17 protein-coding genes are annotated in these 16,029 nt (G+C 37.8%); 12 read left to right on the top strand and 5 right to left on the bottom strand.

The window, feature by feature from the left end; translation table 11 throughout:
• Positions 1-309: 309 nt before the first annotated feature.
• Positions 310-1,503, top strand: a complete 1,194-nt coding sequence (locus ACI6MV_RS23900) for a nucleotidyltransferase domain-containing protein (protein WP_407272825.1) — start codon at positions 310-312, stop codon at positions 1,501-1,503.
• 331 nt (positions 1,504-1,834) lie between these two features.
• Here ACI6MV_RS23900 and ACI6MV_RS23895 read toward each other — a convergent pair whose 3' ends face one another.
• Complete coding sequence (locus tag ACI6MV_RS23895; RefSeq protein WP_407272824.1) at positions 1,835-2,212, bottom strand: hypothetical protein; 378 nt, start codon at positions 2,210-2,212, stop codon at positions 1,835-1,837.
• 272 nt (positions 2,213-2,484) lie between these two features.
• Between ACI6MV_RS23895 and ACI6MV_RS23890 the strand changes: the two genes are divergently transcribed.
• The 6 genes from ACI6MV_RS23890 (at position 2,485) to ACI6MV_RS23865 (ending at position 7,293) form a co-directional block, all read left to right on the top strand.
• Positions 2,485-3,096 carry a YdcF family protein gene (locus ACI6MV_RS23890; RefSeq protein ID WP_407272823.1) on the top strand — a complete coding sequence of 204 codons (612 nt, stop codon included), beginning with the start codon at positions 2,485-2,487 and terminating at the stop codon, positions 3,094-3,096.
• 328 nt (positions 3,097-3,424) lie between these two features.
• Positions 3,425-3,910 carry a hypothetical protein gene (locus ACI6MV_RS23885; protein ID WP_407272822.1) on the top strand — a complete coding sequence of 162 codons (486 nt, stop codon included), beginning with the start codon at positions 3,425-3,427 and terminating at the stop codon, positions 3,908-3,910.
• A 170-nt stretch (positions 3,911-4,080) separates the two neighbouring features.
• Positions 4,081-5,445 carry a bifunctional UDP-N-acetylglucosamine diphosphorylase/glucosamine-1-phosphate N-acetyltransferase GlmU gene (gene glmU, locus ACI6MV_RS23880; RefSeq protein ID WP_407272821.1) on the top strand — a complete coding sequence of 455 codons (1,365 nt, stop codon included), beginning with the start codon at positions 4,081-4,083 and terminating at the stop codon, positions 5,443-5,445.
• Between the two features lie 39 nt (positions 5,446-5,484).
• Positions 5,485-6,840, top strand: a complete 1,356-nt coding sequence (gene glmM, locus ACI6MV_RS23875) for a phosphoglucosamine mutase (RefSeq protein ID WP_407272820.1) — start codon at positions 5,485-5,487, stop codon at positions 6,838-6,840.
• 119 nt (positions 6,841-6,959) lie between these two features.
• On the top strand, positions 6,960-7,151 hold the full coding sequence (locus ACI6MV_RS23870) for a hypothetical protein (protein WP_407272819.1): 192 nt from the start codon (positions 6,960-6,962) through the stop codon (positions 7,149-7,151).
• Positions 7,144-7,293 carry a hypothetical protein gene (locus tag ACI6MV_RS23865; protein ID WP_407272818.1) on the top strand — a complete coding sequence of 50 codons (150 nt, stop codon included), beginning with the start codon at positions 7,144-7,146 and terminating at the stop codon, positions 7,291-7,293. The genes ACI6MV_RS23870 and ACI6MV_RS23865 overlap by 8 nt, the downstream gene beginning before the upstream one ends.
• A gap of 390 nt (positions 7,294-7,683) precedes the next feature.
• On the opposite strand, the gene ACI6MV_RS23860 is transcribed toward ACI6MV_RS23865, so the two are convergent.
• Entirely contained in the window at positions 7,684-7,926 is a 243-nt protein-coding gene (locus ACI6MV_RS23860) for a hypothetical protein (RefSeq protein ID WP_407272817.1), read from the bottom strand.
• Positions 7,927-8,443: 517 nt separating this feature from the next.
• On the opposite strand from ACI6MV_RS23860, the gene ACI6MV_RS23855 reads away from it, so the two are divergent.
• The 4 genes from ACI6MV_RS23855 to ACI6MV_RS23840 all read left to right on the top strand — a co-directional run bounded on the left by ACI6MV_RS23855 (position 8,444) and on the right by ACI6MV_RS23840 (position 11,647).
• A complete protein-coding gene (locus tag ACI6MV_RS23855; protein ID WP_407272816.1) occupies positions 8,444-9,658 on the top strand; it encodes an AAA family ATPase in 1,215 nt (404 codons plus the stop codon).
• Positions 9,655-10,320 carry a hypothetical protein gene (locus ACI6MV_RS23850; RefSeq protein ID WP_407272815.1) on the top strand — a complete coding sequence of 222 codons (666 nt, stop codon included), beginning with the start codon at positions 9,655-9,657 and terminating at the stop codon, positions 10,318-10,320. The genes ACI6MV_RS23855 and ACI6MV_RS23850 overlap by 4 nt, the downstream gene beginning before the upstream one ends.
• A 429-nt stretch (positions 10,321-10,749) precedes the next feature.
• The gene (locus ACI6MV_RS23845) at positions 10,750-11,028 is read left to right on the top strand and encodes an LCP family protein (RefSeq protein WP_407272814.1); all 279 of its coding nucleotides are present in this window, start codon (positions 10,750-10,752) and stop codon (positions 11,026-11,028) included.
• 19 nt (positions 11,029-11,047) lie between these two features.
• Positions 11,048-11,647: an LCP family glycopolymer transferase gene (locus tag ACI6MV_RS23840; protein ID WP_407272826.1), complete on the top strand. Its 600-nt coding sequence runs from the start codon at positions 11,048-11,050 to the stop codon at positions 11,645-11,647.
• Positions 11,648-11,823: 176 nt separating this feature from the next.
• Here the strand turns inward: ACI6MV_RS23840 and ACI6MV_RS23835 are convergent, their stop codons facing one another.
• The 3 genes from ACI6MV_RS23835 to ACI6MV_RS23825 form a co-directional block, all read right to left on the bottom strand.
• Positions 11,824-13,104, bottom strand: coding sequence for an O-antigen ligase family protein (locus tag ACI6MV_RS23835; RefSeq protein ID WP_407272813.1), 1,281 nt, complete (start codon positions 13,102-13,104; stop codon positions 11,824-11,826).
• A gap of 174 nt (positions 13,105-13,278) precedes the next feature.
• A complete protein-coding gene (locus tag ACI6MV_RS23830) occupies positions 13,279-13,902 on the bottom strand; it encodes a glycosyltransferase family 2 protein (protein WP_407272812.1) in 624 nt (207 codons plus the stop codon).
• 450 nt (positions 13,903-14,352) lie between these two features.
• A complete protein-coding gene (locus tag ACI6MV_RS23825) occupies positions 14,353-14,478 on the bottom strand; it encodes a hypothetical protein (RefSeq protein ID WP_407272811.1) in 126 nt (41 codons plus the stop codon).
• 61 nt (positions 14,479-14,539) lie between these two features.
• Here ACI6MV_RS23825 and ACI6MV_RS23820 point away from each other — a divergent pair, with 61 nt between their 5' ends.
• Positions 14,540-15,616: a glycosyltransferase gene (locus tag ACI6MV_RS23820; protein WP_407272810.1), complete on the top strand. Its 1,077-nt coding sequence runs from the start codon at positions 14,540-14,542 to the stop codon at positions 15,614-15,616.
• Positions 15,617-16,029: the final 413 nt, after the last annotated feature.

Raw genomic sequence — 16,029 nt, 5'->3', positions numbered from 1 at the left:
TCTACCAATGTCAATCCATCAGAAAAACCTCTATTGAATCCTACAAAAAACATTAATATATAGACATATATGAATTTTAAAGCTTGTAAGTAATTGATAAGAAATATTTTCTGTCTTTAATATTATCGTGATAAAAAGATGGAAGATGATATGAGTAGTTCACTATAGTGGATGCAGGATAGCATAAAGTAAGCCTATTCAACACAACCAATTAATGATATATGCATTATAAAGATCTAAAAGTAAAGGTTAATAAGTTGAAATATTTTACAATAATATAGCCGTTAAAAGTAGGAGGGTAACTGACTGATGATTTCAGAATATAAACTAGATAAAAGTGATTTCACTAATGAATTACGAATGTTACTTGAAATATTAAGTATGGATGTTGACCCTATAGCCGGAACCAATGCACAAAAATTATCAAAGGATATTGATTGGCAAAGGTTTCTCGAGTTAACACTGCATCATCGAGTTTATCCGATCATTTATACAAGATTAAATTCAATGAATCAGCTACCGATTCCAAAAGATGTGATGGACGCACTTCAAGAGGCATATAAAAAAAATACATATCAGATGATGAAGCTAACAGCTGAAATGGGAAGAGTCTGCAATTTGTTTGCTGAAAATGATGTGCGTTCGATTGTATTGAAAGGTCCAGTTGTTGCGGAAGCTCTTTATGGGGACCTGTCGATGAGGACTTCCAAGGATTTGGATATATTAGTTTCTTTGGAAGATGTTGAACTGGTGGAGCGCATTTTGATTGATCAAGGTTATCACTTTGAGAATAGTTTCATAAAGAAGTTAAAAGAGTGGAGAGTAGCTAGCCATTTAGTTTTTAATCATCCTAAACTAGGGGTTCAAATAGAAATTCATTGGATAATGCACTCTATTATGGAAGAAGAACCCTCATTTCTTGAGCTATGGGACCGTAGTAGAAAAAGCTCGCTTAGTGACGGTTCGGTGTATTATTTAGGTGAGGATGATTTGTTTATCTATCTTGTAAATCATGGGGCAAAACATGCTTGGTTTAGGCTGAGATGGCTAGTAGATATAAAAATGATGCTACTTAAAATGGATGATTGGAAAAGTATTGAAAAGTTTTTGATAAAGTATAAGTATATGAATGTAGCAACTCAAGCATTAATTTTAGCTTGTCAAATGCTGTCGGCACCTTTGAGTGATGAAATGAGACAACTTAAGGTTACGAAACATATTCGTCTTTTAACACAAGGTGCGGTGTTCTTTATTTGTGACGAGAGCGATGTACATTCAATTAGAACGCCTAGATATGTTCGTAGAAATCTTCAGAAGTATCAAAACTTAATGAGAACTAATCGACAACGAATACTTCTTTTTGTAGGTATTTTCACGCCGAAATCTGTCGATGCACAACTCTTACCTTTACCAAAGCCACTTCATTTTCTCTATTACCCATTACGACCATTTTTATGGGCAATTAGAAAGGTGAGTAAGATTAGGCAAGGTGCTAGCAATTAGCGATATGATAATGGAAAAGTAATGAGGTAAATATTGATCATTTTAGTGTGCTAATATTAACTGACATCATGATAGCAACCAGAATGATCAGAAGCATTCTTTGTATTTTAATCCAGTAGCAATGTGGAGTGCATTTTACTTAATGAGATACCAAATGTCATCTTGGAATGCCATTTGAATGAAAAGAAACAAAACACTTAAGTATTGTTCATAGAACCATAACTTAAAAACAAAGGAAAAAAGAAAATATATTGGCGCTCCCCGTGCACTGTCTAGGTTTTATATTCAATTATTTTCCAGTGAAGATAGGAATACCTTTGTTAAAACTTGTTCAATCGAAAAGAAAAACATAACGGTTGAGATACCGATAATATTCGCAACGAAGATCATAAAGATCGGCTCTCCGACCAAAAAAGGGTTGTAGTAACTCTGTAAGTATGGCAAAAAGCAAGGAAATGATGAATGTTACATCTAAGCGTTGGACATTTATAACTAACAAATAAGTTAGTACAGCAAACATAAGAAAATGACCTGTCATCTCGAAAGTACTAGCCTCTAAAAAGGAGTAAACTGGAAAATAAATATCGGTCGAAGGATGGGGATTAAGATCAAAAGAGATCTGTCCTTTAAATAGAAACGCTTTTACGTTCTCTGTAAATACACTGATACATATCACCGTTACCCAGGCAACTAAAAAAATGCTTCTCATTCTTCTTCCACCAATCTACTGTTTATCCATTATAGCTACACATTATCGACAAAATAGAAAAGATTTAGACATAGAGGTTTTGAGAATTTGCGTGATTCAGGAATACTGGATCTTTTGTAAAAGTGATACAGGCGCAAGGAAGAGCAGACTTGTAGTGAAAGCAAATTGTTCATGCGATGTTGGATGCTTGTTAAAAAATATGCTTTTGCTGTCATTGTTATGAATAGATAATAAGCGTTAATATTTACGATAACTATGATAAGGAAGATTTTATGAAAAACATGGGAATTATCAAGTTTACACAACACAAGGTTTTGATTTATATCGTTGTCGGTATATTTTTATTGCTAATCGCTTGGATTGTTCTTCTAAATGCGCATCATCTCATGGTTGAGGTCGACCAACCGGAGCAAGCAGATGCAATCCTTGTGTTAAGCGGCGCTAAGGGAGAGCGCGAAGCTGAGGCTGCTAAGCTTTATCATGAAGGGTATAGTGACAAAATCATCGTATCAATGGCCCAAGTTGGGTGGAATACATATACGGGAGATATTATGCGGATGCACTTAGTAGAGTTAGGCGTCCCTAATGAAGCGATTTTTGATTATGGTGATGTATCGAGTACGCGAGAGGAAGCGAAACAAGCGGTGCCGATCTTGCAGGAATTAGGTGTAGAGAAGTTGATCTTAACAACTAGTAAATTTCATTCAGGACGAGCTCAGTGGATTTTCAACCGACAGTTAAAGAAGGCGGCGGTTGATATCGAGGTCATTTCGGTTCCGGTTCGTGATGAGGTGTTTGATTCATCCTGGTTAGAGAACCATAAAACGCGCAAGCAAGGTGCATCTGAGCTTATGAAGTTTGTTTGGGAATGGTTAAAGTTGTAGATTAGTAGTAACAGAGGGAGATTAGTTGGAAATCGATTGTCAGTGTAAACTTGATTCTACGATTCTTCCTTGTCATTGCAAGTCGATTAGTTTTGTGAAATGTGTAAATTTTACAACTATTGAAGTCTGATAAGTAAAAATATGTTATTATGCTAATAGTGGAAAAATTAAGTATATATGAGGGATCGGTATAATGTTTAATTGGAATCATATTGTCTTTATTATTTATGCTCGGTATTTCTCGTTACACCTTACCACTGGGGACTCTATTATAATGTAGGTTTTTATTTTTTATTTGTCGCACGCAATTATAATAGGGTTGTTTATGATGGGGACGCTTGAATTTGGTTTTACGAATGCGGGCATTTTGAAGGTAACCAAACGATTTCTCCTCGTATTGCTTTTGCCGGTAATGTACGTGATCGCCGTTCCTTTTGCATTAAACCCTGCAGGTAACGCAACTACTATACTTCAATTCTTTACATACAGCTGTTTCTTTCTATTACTTATGAGATTAAAAGAATCACCCTCGATCAAAAAGGCATTAACAGTTGTATTTCAGCTGCTCGGCTTCGGTTTGATTGTTTGTGGATTTGTGAATGTGTTAGGTCATTGGATATACGTGGCTTGTTCGGTACAACGAATCTGTGGTCCTGTGCAATATCCGAATACCTTCGCAAGCTTGTTAGGAGCTTACTTGTTATACACAATAGCGCTTCTTGATAACGGTAGTTCTAAGTACTGGGTGGGGATTAGCTTATTTGCATTGTCACTCGGATACGGTGCGCTTTTTATAAATCGAGACAAAATTTAACTAAACATGCACATATAAATGGTGTTGTGCTTGCCTTAGTCTTTCTATTTGGACACGCATGGATGGATTATGATTTATCCTACGGAACAACCTGGTTAATCATATTCTGGTTGTTTGCGATGGGTGTAAATGAAAGTGAAGAGAAACATCTATACGGAGGTATTTAATATATGTCAAACAACTACGCGATTATTTTAGCAGCTGGTAAAGGAACGAGAATGAAATCGAACTTGTATAAAGTGCTTCATCTGGTTTGTGGCAAGCCGATGATTCAGCATGTGGTCGATCAAGTGACTGCATTAAATTTTGATCAGGTTATTACGGTAGTAGGTCATGGTGCGGACGTTGTAAAAGAAACGTTAGGTGACCAAGTTAGTTATAAAGTACAAGCAGAACAGCTTGGTACAGGTCATGCGGTCCAACAAGCAGAAGATCTGCTGTTTGATAAAGAAGGTACGACGCTCGTTATATGTGGGGATACGCCGCTAATTCGAACCGAGACAATCGATGCGCTCCTACAATTTCATGAACAAGAGCACGCCAAGGCAACAATCTTAACTACACATACAGAGCAACCAACAGGCTACGGCCGCATCATTCGACACGACGCTGGTCATGTCGAACGGATTGTTGAGGAAAAGGATGCGAATGCGCAAGAAAAAGCTGTTCAAGAGATAAATACAGGTACATATTGCTTTGATAATAAGGCACTTTTTGCCGCCTTGGCGTCTGTAAATAATCACAATACACAAGGCGAATACTACTTACCAGATGTTATTGAAATCCTCCAAAAGCAAGGAGAAATCGTTGCAGCGTATCAAACTTTAGATTTTGATGAAACGCTTGGGGTTAATGACCGTATCGCGCTTTCAAAAGCAGAAGCAATTATGAAAAAGCGAGTCAATCAAGCACATATGAAAAATGGTGTTACCTTGATTGATCCAGAGCAAACGTATATATCCGCTGGAACTGTGATTGGGCAAGATACAGTCATTTATCCAGGGACAATGCTCACAGGCGAGGTCACGATAGGAGAAGCATGTACAATCGGGCCGAACACGGAAATAAAGGACAGTGTAATTGGCAATGAAACAGTCGTCAGACAATCTGTTATTTTTGACAGCGAAGTCGGTAACAGCGTTAATATCGGACCTTTTGCTCATATTCGTCCAAGTTCTGTATTGGGAGACAACACAAAGATTGGTAATTTTGTCGAAGTGAAGAAGGCGAAGTTCGGAGCGGGTAGCAAGGCATCTCATTTAAGCTATATTGGGGATGCCGACATCGGCAGTAATGTTAATCTCGGCTGTGGCTCGATCACTGTTAATTATGACGGGACGAACAAGCATGTAACGAAAGTGGGAGACAATGCATTTGTTGGTTGTAACGCGAATCTAATTGCACCCGTAACGATTGGTGAAGGTGGTTATGTTGCAGCAGGATCTACGATTACCGATGATATACCTAACGACTCGCTATCGATTGCACGTGCTAGGCAAGTGAATAAGGATGGCTATATGGCCAGAAATAAATAGTAAATGATCGAGTTTTAATATTTAAGGGGGAGTAATGTTATGCAGAAGTATTTCGGTACAGATGGAATTAGAGGGGTTGCAAATAGTGAGTTAACTGCAGAATTGGCCTATAAAGTCGGGCGTTTTGGCGGATATGTCGTCTCGAAGGGTGTCTCGAGGCCAAAGGTTTTAATAGGAAGAGATACACGTGTGTCCGGGCAAATGTTAGAAAGTGCGCTTATCGCTGGATTGTCTTCGATCGGTGCAGAAGTAATCAGGTTAGGCGTGATTTCCACTCCAGGTGTCGCATATTTAACGAAACAAATGAACGCACAAGCTGGTGTGATGATCTCTGCATCGCACAACCCAGTCGAGGACAATGGCATCAAATTTTTTGGATCAGACGGTTTTAAACTACTAGATGCTGTCGAGCAAGAAATTGAAGCGTTGTTGAATGGTACAGAAGATACTTTACCACGACCTACTGGACGTGATTTACAAGTAGTTCAAGATGATCATGCTGCTAGTCAAAGCTATTTAGCCTTTTTAAAGGCAACCATTGAAGCGGATCTCTCTGGCCTGCATATTGCAGTTGACTGTGCGCACGGAGCCACGTCACCATTAGCGCCAAAATTATTTTCCGATTTACATGCAACCGTCTCAACCATGGGCAACGCACCGGATGGTTACAATATTAACGAAGGAGTAGGTTCTACGCACCCAGAATTGCTTGCAGCATTCGTATTGGACAACGGTGCAGACATTGGTCTTGCTTTTGACGGTGATGGCGACCGCTTAATCGCCGTGGATGAGCTAGGCAATATTGTCGATGGCGATAAAATTATGTTCATCTGTGCCAAATACATGAAACAACAAGGACGTTTAAACCATGACACAGTCGTATCAACTGTTATGAGTAATTTGGGATTTTATAAAACATTAGAAAAAGAAGCAATCAACAGCTCAAAAACAGCTGTTGGCGATCGATATGTGATGGAAGAAATGCGTAACAAAGGATACAATCTTGGTGGGGAACAATCCGGACACCTTATTTTCCTCGATTACATTACAACAGGCGACGGTATGCTTGCGGCATTACAACTCGTGAACATTGTGAAGGAAACAGGCAAATCACTAGCAGAGCTAGCTTCAGAAATGCAAAAGTTTCCACAAGTACTGCAAAATGTGAGAGTGACAGATAAATCAGCATTTAAGACAAATGACAGCGTAACAGACATTATTAATGCGGTGGAAGACGAGATGGCTGGAAATGGACGTGTACTAGTTCGACCGTCCGGCACAGAACCATTAATCAGAATAATGGTGGAAGCAGCTACAGAGGAACTAGCTGAGGAATATGTAGAGCGAATTGTCTCAGTAGTGGAACAGGAATTTGGGAAAACATTAGTTGGTTAGAGCGTGACCACGGGATTAAAGTACATAACCCCCAATAAAGCGCATTTATTGGGGGATTAGGTATGGGACGGGTGCCTTTTTGTAAGGAAAAATATAAGCTATCTTGATGAGGTGTATCTGTGCGTTCATTCAATAGTCAACCAAAAGCGGTGAAAAAAACAATTCGATATATACTTCAAGACACCGATCACGATAATTTAACCGAGCTCGAGCAACTGTTGTCATCGACAATCAGAAAGCGAAAAGCAATGCTAGAAAACGAACGAGAAAATCCAAGAAAACAAAAGGAGCAAAGAGAAATTTATGAGTAGTAATGAGAGAGAAGAACTAAAGAACTTGTTAACCAAGATACATAGCAAAGGCTATTCAGGAGCAAGCTTGAATGAAGTTATGAACCTATTAAAAAATGAACTACCTAAAATAACGAGGCAGAAAGCAGTTTCTGTTAAATAGCTTGGGTAGGAGGGGAAGGTCTGACTTTTAACGTGTTGGGTGGGGGTACGAGGCAAAGCGTGAATTATGTATTGCGCGGGTGATTGGTAGGATGAAAGAAGTAGATAAGATGAAGGATGACGATTGACTGTAAAAGCAGCATTATTAGGATGATTTGATCTATGCTGCCTGTGATTATTTACGAGCGTTACCAGGAATTGTTGCGTTGTCTGATTTCGTATTTCGTGTTAGTTCTTTTGATACTGGATTGTGATTGCTTTACAAGCGTTAGTATGGTCACTTCCGTAGCTGTGTCGATTAATTATACAAAATACGAAGCGTTTAGTGTTTTTTTGATAGATTAAATGTTGCTCTTTCTACTAGATGACCATAATATTTTTACAGCGAATCTTAGCTTTCATTGATTTTTTCAACACCTGCACTTGCAAAAAAACCTAGGATAGAAAGGGCTACAAAAATCCAAAAAACAGGTGTTGTAATTAAACTGAAGATGACCTGGAAATGCAAAAAGGGATTAAGTATTTGAAGAAAATTGCTAGATAAATATAGCCATTCCGTCCATAAGAATAGGAAACCCATACCTATGTAGCCTATTAAATGCATTCCAACGAACAAGAAACTAATTAATTTCACTTATTGTTACCTCTTTTCTTTTTATAGACACTATCTATGTTATCAAAATGTGAGTACTAATGATTTGATCAAATGTTTCCAATTAATGTTGGTTTGGCTGCCGATGGTGGTCCATTTTATAATTGCTTAAAGTGTTGCAGCTTCGATTTAGATGTCAGCAATTAGGTTGTATAGATTGGAAAGAAGCAGTCGCAATGGTTACTTGAACTAAATGGACCTATTATATCTGCAAGAAATGAACCTATTTGTAGGCCCAAAGCAATAACTATTATATAAACCCACTTACGCATCTTTTTCAACTCCCCTTCATTCTTCAAATCTAGTATATCAATTTTTAGATCGTAATAACGAAGGTACTATTTGGTGAATGCAATATCTGCACTAGTTTTAGAATTCTTGAGTGGTCTACAATTCTTAGATTGTCAAATTTAATATATATTTCTGAATGTTTTATTATATTATGGTTAATAATAATGATAAAATAAAATTAATAGTGTTATAGAGAGGTGAATGGGATATGACTATCAATCTATCTATAAAGCATTTTAAATCAGTTTATAAACAATCCGTTGAACTAGGAAATGTAAATGTTTTTATAGGAGCAAATGGTAGTGGAAAAAGCGTATTATTAGAGGCGTTAGGTGTTCTAAGTGGAGCCGTTTCCGGAAGAGTGGATAACGAGGTTTTAGCGCATAGAGGTGTAAGACTTGGTACACCTGCACTTTATAAATCATCCTTCCAAGAAATGAGTAGGATTCCGCGATCATTAGAGTTAGGAATTAACGCAAATCTTAAATCTGGCCTCTGGGATTATATTGTTAATCTAAGTAATCCAATAGACAATCCTAAACCTTCTTGGGACTATTTTGCAGAAAAGCTATCCTATAATGAACAAAAAGTATTTGGTAGATCGCAGGCTTCAACAGGAAATTTAGATGGATATCCTAAATTTAAAGTTGATCGTAATAAGGGATGGTTATCATTCTTGCAAGGAATCGAGCCTACTAATTCAGAGCCAATAAAAATGCAAGAGTTTTATGAACTATTGAAAGACTATGCTATTTACATGCCGAACACAGCAACATTAAGAGGTATTCAAACGGATTCTTCACAACGTGTACCGTTAGGTCTATTTGGAGGAAGTTTGGCGGAGTCATTTGAAGAGTTATTAAATATGGAGGAAGAAATGTTCGGCTCACTTGATATTGATGAGTTATTTGAACTAATTGATTGGATTGATAATATATCTGTAGGCAAACCAACAAAAGATATGCTGTCCCCAGGAATAACTACGGGGCAAAAAGTAGTTCGTTTTACTGATCGATATATGAGAGAAGGTAGAAATGAACTTACTCCTTACGATGCGAGTGAGGGTTCTCTTTATGTATTATTTGTATTGATCTTAGCGATGCATGAGAAAACACCATCTATATTTTCTATAGATAATTTTGATCAAGCTATGAATCCTAGACTTGCACGTAAGGTTACAGAAGTATTTTCTAACAAAATTCTTGAGCATAATAAAACAGTTTTGCTAACAACTCATAATCCACTAGTACTTGATGGATTAAATATTCGTGATGAACGAATACGTCTATTCGCGGTTGAACGAAATCAGAAGGGACATACAGTCGTCAATAGGATTAAAGTTACAGAAAAGCTTTTAGACGAAGGTTATAGTTTGTCAAGATTATGGTTAATGGGTAGGTTAGGTGGTGTTCCGAATATATGAGCAAGTATCAAATTGGTATAGTTTCTGAAGGGCCAAGGGATTTTGAAATGCTTCAAAGTCTGATAACTCATATTGTTGGAGATGAAGTAAGATGTCTTCCTTTACAACCCGATTTATCTGCAACATCTGGATTTGGCTCATATGGCGCAGGATGGCATGGGGTTAGAGATTGGTGCAAAACAATTGGTCAACATGGAGGCTTGGAAGTATTTATTGGTGATGGTATGGAATTGGATTTACTAATCATTCAATTGGATGGAGATGTAGCGAGAGAACAAGAGGTTAATTGCTACAAGACCTGTCCACCAGCACAGGAGACTGTAAATGAATTAGAGAATTGGATTAAATCGCTGTTAAATGTTCGTATCCCGGATAAAGTTGTATTTACTATACCTATGGATAACTTAGAATCATGGATACTTGCTGCTTACCATGCAGATCATGCGTTACCTTTATCACAGTTTGAATGTATAACAAAACCAGATTATTTATTACTGGAAGAACCTTATAAACTATTGAAAAAGAAAAGTAATAAGAAACCCTCTAAGACTGCAGTAAAATACAGAGATACATTGATACCCTTGGTAATAAGGCAATGGGGTGCAGTTGTACAACTGTGTACACAAGCTGAGGTGTTTAACAATAATATAAAGCAACTATGACTATCTGTATCTGTCACTTTGCGTAGTTTGTCAGTAAGTAATGATAAAACAGTAATATCGATTATAGGGTTAAGGAAAAAGAAGACAGGTGTTATTTAGAAAAATGATAAAAAATTAATCACCTTAAAGAAAAGCCACAGCAGCCGAAGTGATAGCTGGTTTTTTTTATATTTAGCAATCATGTAAAGATGGCAGTCCTGAGGGTGTGGTAATCGCAAGGCACTCACTGGTATTTTCGTTGCTAAGCGGAAAAATTATGGTGGCTAAGGTACATTTCAATTGTTGTAATTAATCAAAGAGAATTTCCAGTTATTATGGTAAAATTAAATTCATGTTCTTTGTATTGAGAAATGGATAGATATGAATGCTTACATCATAAGATCACTTAAATCCGTAGGCTAATAGTATGTAAGTTACATGGAGGACAAAATGAACAAGCTTATAAAGAATAAAGTATTCCAAGTTTTAATGGCTGTGATCGTAGTTGCTGGGCTTTCTATTGGTGTATATTCCATAAGTATATACCAAAATGCTGCGAAGACAGTAAATGAAAAAATCTATCAACCTGTTCAAACAATTGAACATGATCTCATTAAAAAGAAAATGAAAGAAAAGAAATCACTTAACATATTGTTATTAGGCGTAGATGAACGCGAAGGGGATGTAGGTAGATCCGACGCACTAATGGTGCTGGCTTTTAAAGCCTAGCGAAGACAAAGCACAGCTTATAAGCATTCCACGTGATACCCGCACCGAAATTGTTGGTAGAGGAACGCAAGACAAAATTAACCACGCTTATGCTTTTGGCGGTCCTGACATGTCAATTGAAACAGTCGAAAATCTACTTGATATCCAATTGGACTATTATGTTAGAGTCAATATGGAAGGATTGGCAAATGTTGTTGATGCGATAGGCGGCATTACCGTCAACAATGATATTAAGTTTAATAATTTCGATATTGGTGAAGTATATCTGAGCGGTGCAGAAACATTGGAGTATGTGCGGATGAGAAAGCAAGATCCTAATGGAGATCTTGGTAGAACAGAGCGGCAGCGAAAAGTAATTCAAGAAATTATTAATCAAGGCGCCAATATAAGTTCTGTCACAAAGATTCATGAATTAATCGATGTTTTAGGCAAAAATGTAGCAACAAATATGGATTTTGAAGATATGAAAAACTTATTGTTTAATTATAAGAATACAAGAAAGAATCTTACTACATACCAACTACAAGGAAAAGGAACGATGATTAACGGCATTTGGTACATGAACGTCACAGAGGAAGAAGTGGAAAAGGTTCATAAGATGATTGTTGAAGAGACTTAGCGTCTTCCAGATTAAATTTCCTAGCGCAGGTTTTAAGGTAGAGCGGACACTGGATAGGGAAGATTAACCAGGCCCGCAAGTTATTTTTATTAATTCGAAGGAGCTAAGGAAGTCAAATCTGATTTTTACCCGCTTGCTATCATTTTTTTTAAAATATAGTTTTACAAGGTTCGTGACTACTTTTTCCGTGATATAGCATAACACAATCCAAATAACAGCCAAAGAATTGGTGCAATTGTAACAACGCTAATATTGAAAAGGGTCTTGATTATATAACTAATAATGGTGGCGATTAAGCCGTATAATAAGATTTCTTGCTCTCCATCAAGTCGCCGTGCAGTGATGAATCCTTTTCTTATAATCGTATACAGCAGGGCTATGTAGGCAAGTAAAGCAGGAATTCCCATACTAAACGCTATTTCTAAAAAATCATTGTGCGAATTATCAAGAGTGCTTTCATTTCTATCACCTTCATATGGATATACAAGTGAAAAGGTGCTAGGTCCTGTTCCCAATACATAGTTTTCTTTAACAATCTTGATAGATTTGCTCCAGATCCCCCAACGTCCCGAACCCGCTGTTTCAGCATCCTCCTCCAAAAGGATACTGTTCACATCACTACCAATACTAAAAAGCTGGTAGCGAATCATATTGTGATCAGTCACATCGACAACAATCATTAGTATAAACATACTAGCAAGGATTAGCAGCCATCTTTTCCATAGATATCTTCGTTTCCAAACAACAAAAAAAGTAAGAAGCATTACACCTGGAGTGAAGCTAAGCCAGCCGCTACGTGAACCAGTATATAATAATGCAAGAAAAAGTACACAGATAATTGCAGCATATATGTACAATTGCACATTGCTCTTTTTAAGTAAAAATAAAGATAATGCCAGTAGTAACATCACAACGAGATATGTACCAAAATGATTAGGATTATCAAAAAATGCCCAACTTTTCACAAAAACTTGCTCAACCGGTTCTTCCACTAAAGCTTCAAGAAAGAAATGTTGGATGATACCGTATATACTCACCAATACAGATGCATAAACCAAGAACTGAATGATGTGAATCTGTTTTGTTTTAGGTATTAGATGATAACCAAACATGAAAAACGACAGATAACAGGTCCACGCAATTAATCCATTTAATTTATCCATACTCCCTAATAAGGAAACCATAGGATCAACGGAAAAAATAGTAGCTAAACAAATCAAAAATAAAAATAGCAAGACAAGGTGCTCTCCACGGGTTTTGAACAACAGATGCAGTTGTTTTTGCTTCGTAAACCGTAACATGAAAAACGCCCACATAACGACCGTGAAGAAAATTAAATAAGCTAGTTTTATGAGCGTAGAATAATGAATATTCCAAAAAGGGTAGACCAAAAAAGGATAAACAGTCATAAAAATCAACAATACATAATAATTAATCGGTGCTTTTATCGATGGCAAAGTATAAACCCCTTTTCCGGTGTTAGTATAGCAGTGTGTGTAACGTTTCTTGGTTAGAGACGAGGTGTATAATACCATAAATATACACTAATCTAGTTAATTTGACTAATAGATTCATGGGACAATTAGGGTTTGTGGTGAGCAGTTTTCATAGACGAGTATAAATTCGGAATATTAGATTCTGATAAACAGGGACCAAATAAAATATTTTAAAGCTATTTTGAAAATGTGGAAATTAGAGTGGAATGATACCCCGTCTATTCGCTCTCGCACGTCAATGGAGATTTCCTTCACTCGCAAATTGCTATTTTTTACTCTTGTAACGAGCATACCACCATAAGCAATATCCCCCTCCATAAAAGGAATACACTGTTTGCGTAACGCCTTAAATCCAGTAGTTGCATCAGACACCCCAGCTCCTAGTGCGATAATTTTCTCCCCAAGTCTTGGCAAAGTTGATCGAACCCCCAGTACGAACTCCGCTTCATTTCTCACTATTGGTTCTACCAATTTTGGTATGGCTGCAACGGGATGTTGCCCATCCGCATCAAGAGAAACTACGATATCAAAATTAGCAACCTGAAAGCCAGTCATCAAAGCCGCAGTAGGTCCCATATTAGTCGTATGCTTGATTAGTTTGATTCTCTCAAACTGTTTTATTATCTCGACTGTATTATCGGTGCTACAGTCATCGACTACAATGATCTCCGCATCACGAATATTTTCAACAATTTGTTGCAAGACAATAGCAATCGATTTCTCTTCATTATAGGCAGGAATGATGATGGAAAAAGACAACAGAAGTCCTCCTTTTTTTATGATTCTTTATGGTAGAGAGTATAGCATATTTGGTTGTTGAGTGGCTGTCTGTAAACGTTAAAATAGTATCACCCGTTTCCAACAAATAAGACGCAACAGTTTACCTCAATTAAGCTCACTTTCTATATACTAGATTTAAAGTCTATGGGTAGCGAGGAACAGGGAGCGGAAAAACTGGTGATCTGCAACGAGATTAATGGGGGAGGGTCACAATACTAGAGAGTCATTTTGGTTATACTCATTGAGTAATAGTATTTTAATAAGTAAGGTAAAATTGCTATTATGAAAAGAGGGTGAGAGTAGAGGATCCAAGTGTAATCAACGTAGTTTAGAGACTGTGTTGGAAATACATAAATGCCAGTACCTTTCTTTTTTGAACCGAGTAAATATATGACAGCTGTTCGACGCCCGTCATAGCTGACGCCATAATTAGCTGGCACACATGTAAAGCGTTGCAAGGATAACTTCTAACAAATAGCGTTCGGTCCTACTCGTTGTTGTGAATGCTAAGCTAGAGACAAGCAAGTGCTGCGGATCATCGTCTTGCTTATTCATGGGGATGTTCTTGCTCAATTCAAGATCGAAAGCGACTGTTACTTCATAAAAGGATGGTTTCATGAAAACAATTGCTTACTATATATCAGATTACGGCTTCGGCCATGCAACGAGAAGCATCGCTTTGATTCGAGAGCTTTTCCGTGTGAACGGTGAATTGAAGGTGATTGTTTGCCATACGTTTGCTATGGATTTTATAAAAGAGTCGCTAGTCGGGTTGAACGTTGATTATCGACAGGTGGAAGCTGACATTGGCTATGTGTTAAAGCCAAACAGTATGGAACCTGATGTTACAGCTATTGAAGGTAAATACCTGGAGTTCACGCGGAATTGGAATTATAGACTGGAAGTGGAGAAGGACTTTTTAATCGGGCATCAGGTCGATGTCGTATTATCTGATATCTCTCCGCTTCCGTTTATACCAGCCTCGGAATTAGATGTCACTTCTATTGGGATTTCTAATTTCACATGGTATACGGCTTATAAAGGATTAGTATCAGAGGGATACTTGGATATTTTCAAGAACGCTTATGAAAAAACGGATTATTTTATCGGGTTAGCAAGTACAGATGAACACCTGTGGGGGGAGTGCAACGGTGGCTTTGGATTCATGTCACGAAGGGCAGATGAAGCGGAAGTAAAGCAGATTTTGGAACGTGTGAATCCTAAAAAGGAAAAAACGATTGTCTATTTTGGACTAGGAATGAAAATCGATGTGGACGCAGTGAAAAATCTCAAGCTATGGGATAGTGAGGACTGTGTGTTCCTCGTATCAAGCAACATGGATATTGATCGGGACAACGTCTATAAAATCCCACGCGATTATACAGAATCACAACATTATGTAGCAGCCTCCGATATCGTCATTTCTAAGGCAGGTTGGAGCACCGTTAGTGAAGCAGTACTTTTTGGCAAACCACTAATTGTGCTCGACCGTAATGTGATGAATGAGGACAAGCACACGGCCGGGTACTTGGAAGAAATGCAGCACGTGAAGTTAGTGTCGTGGAGAGAGTTGCTGGAGCTGACGATTACGAATGAGTTGAAGGCAGAGTTGGGTGAGCAGAAGGTCGGGCAGGTAGGTAATGATGTTGGAAGGATTGCTGGTGAGGTGTGGGGGATATTGGAGGAGAGCTAGTGGGATTTAAAGTATGCAGGCAGTTCTTCAGTTCCATTTTCTCTTTTTAACATCTTTCGAGCATGAGCGAGAGTACTTGGAATTCACAACTAGGATAATAGATTTGGAGCATATAAAGAATTTTTGACTGGAAACATGGTCGATGTCGTCGTGTTATCTGACATTTCTCTGCTTCCATTTATACCAGCTTCGAGAGTAGGTATTACATCAATTGGTGTGTCTAATTTCGTCCTTATGTCACGGCAAACGAATAACAAAGGGGCGGGGGGCAGGTCTCTCGTTCCCCGAGTTATTGACTTGTTAAACGGAATAACAATACTTGAGAACAAAAATCGTGTCGTTATATCAAATAAGAATCACTAAAGTGAAAGCAGTAATGATACAAGAAACCTGCCCCCACGTTTCACCTGTAT

The sequence above is a fragment of the Radiobacillus sp. PE A8.2 genome (assembly GCF_045635475.1).
GTDB lineage: Bacteria > Bacillota > Bacilli > Bacillales > Amphibacillaceae > JBJGXI01.
This window is presented reverse-complemented; position numbering and strand designations above follow the sequence as displayed.

Excerpts from the sequence above, each read along its gene's own strand:
- ACI6MV_RS23900 (WP_407272825.1), top strand. The coding sequence starts at position 310 with ATGATTTCAGAATATAAACTAGATAAAAGTGATTTCACTAATGAATTA.
- ACI6MV_RS23895 (WP_407272824.1), bottom strand. The coding sequence starts at position 2,212 with ATGAGAAGCATTTTTTTAGTTGCCTGGGTAACGGTGATATGTATCAGT.
- ACI6MV_RS23890 (WP_407272823.1), top strand. The coding sequence starts at position 2,485 with ATGAAAAACATGGGAATTATCAAGTTTACACAACACAAGGTTTTGATT.
- ACI6MV_RS23885 (WP_407272822.1), top strand. The coding sequence starts at position 3,425 with ATGGGGACGCTTGAATTTGGTTTTACGAATGCGGGCATTTTGAAGGTA.
- glmU (WP_407272821.1), top strand. The coding sequence starts at position 4,081 with ATGTCAAACAACTACGCGATTATTTTAGCAGCTGGTAAAGGAACGAGA.
- glmM (WP_407272820.1), top strand. The coding sequence starts at position 5,485 with ATGCAGAAGTATTTCGGTACAGATGGAATTAGAGGGGTTGCAAATAGT.
- ACI6MV_RS23865 (WP_407272818.1), top strand. The coding sequence starts at position 7,144 with ATGAGTAGTAATGAGAGAGAAGAACTAAAGAACTTGTTAACCAAGATA.
- ACI6MV_RS23855 (WP_407272816.1), top strand. The coding sequence starts at position 8,444 with ATGACTATCAATCTATCTATAAAGCATTTTAAATCAGTTTATAAACAA.
- ACI6MV_RS23850 (WP_407272815.1), top strand. The coding sequence starts at position 9,655 with ATGAGCAAGTATCAAATTGGTATAGTTTCTGAAGGGCCAAGGGATTTT.
- ACI6MV_RS23845 (WP_407272814.1), top strand. The coding sequence starts at position 10,750 with ATGAACAAGCTTATAAAGAATAAAGTATTCCAAGTTTTAATGGCTGTG.
- ACI6MV_RS23825 (WP_407272811.1), bottom strand. The coding sequence starts at position 14,478 with ATGAATAAGCAAGACGATGATCCGCAGCACTTGCTTGTCTCTAGCTTA.
- ACI6MV_RS23820 (WP_407272810.1), top strand. The coding sequence starts at position 14,540 with ATGAAAACAATTGCTTACTATATATCAGATTACGGCTTCGGCCATGCA.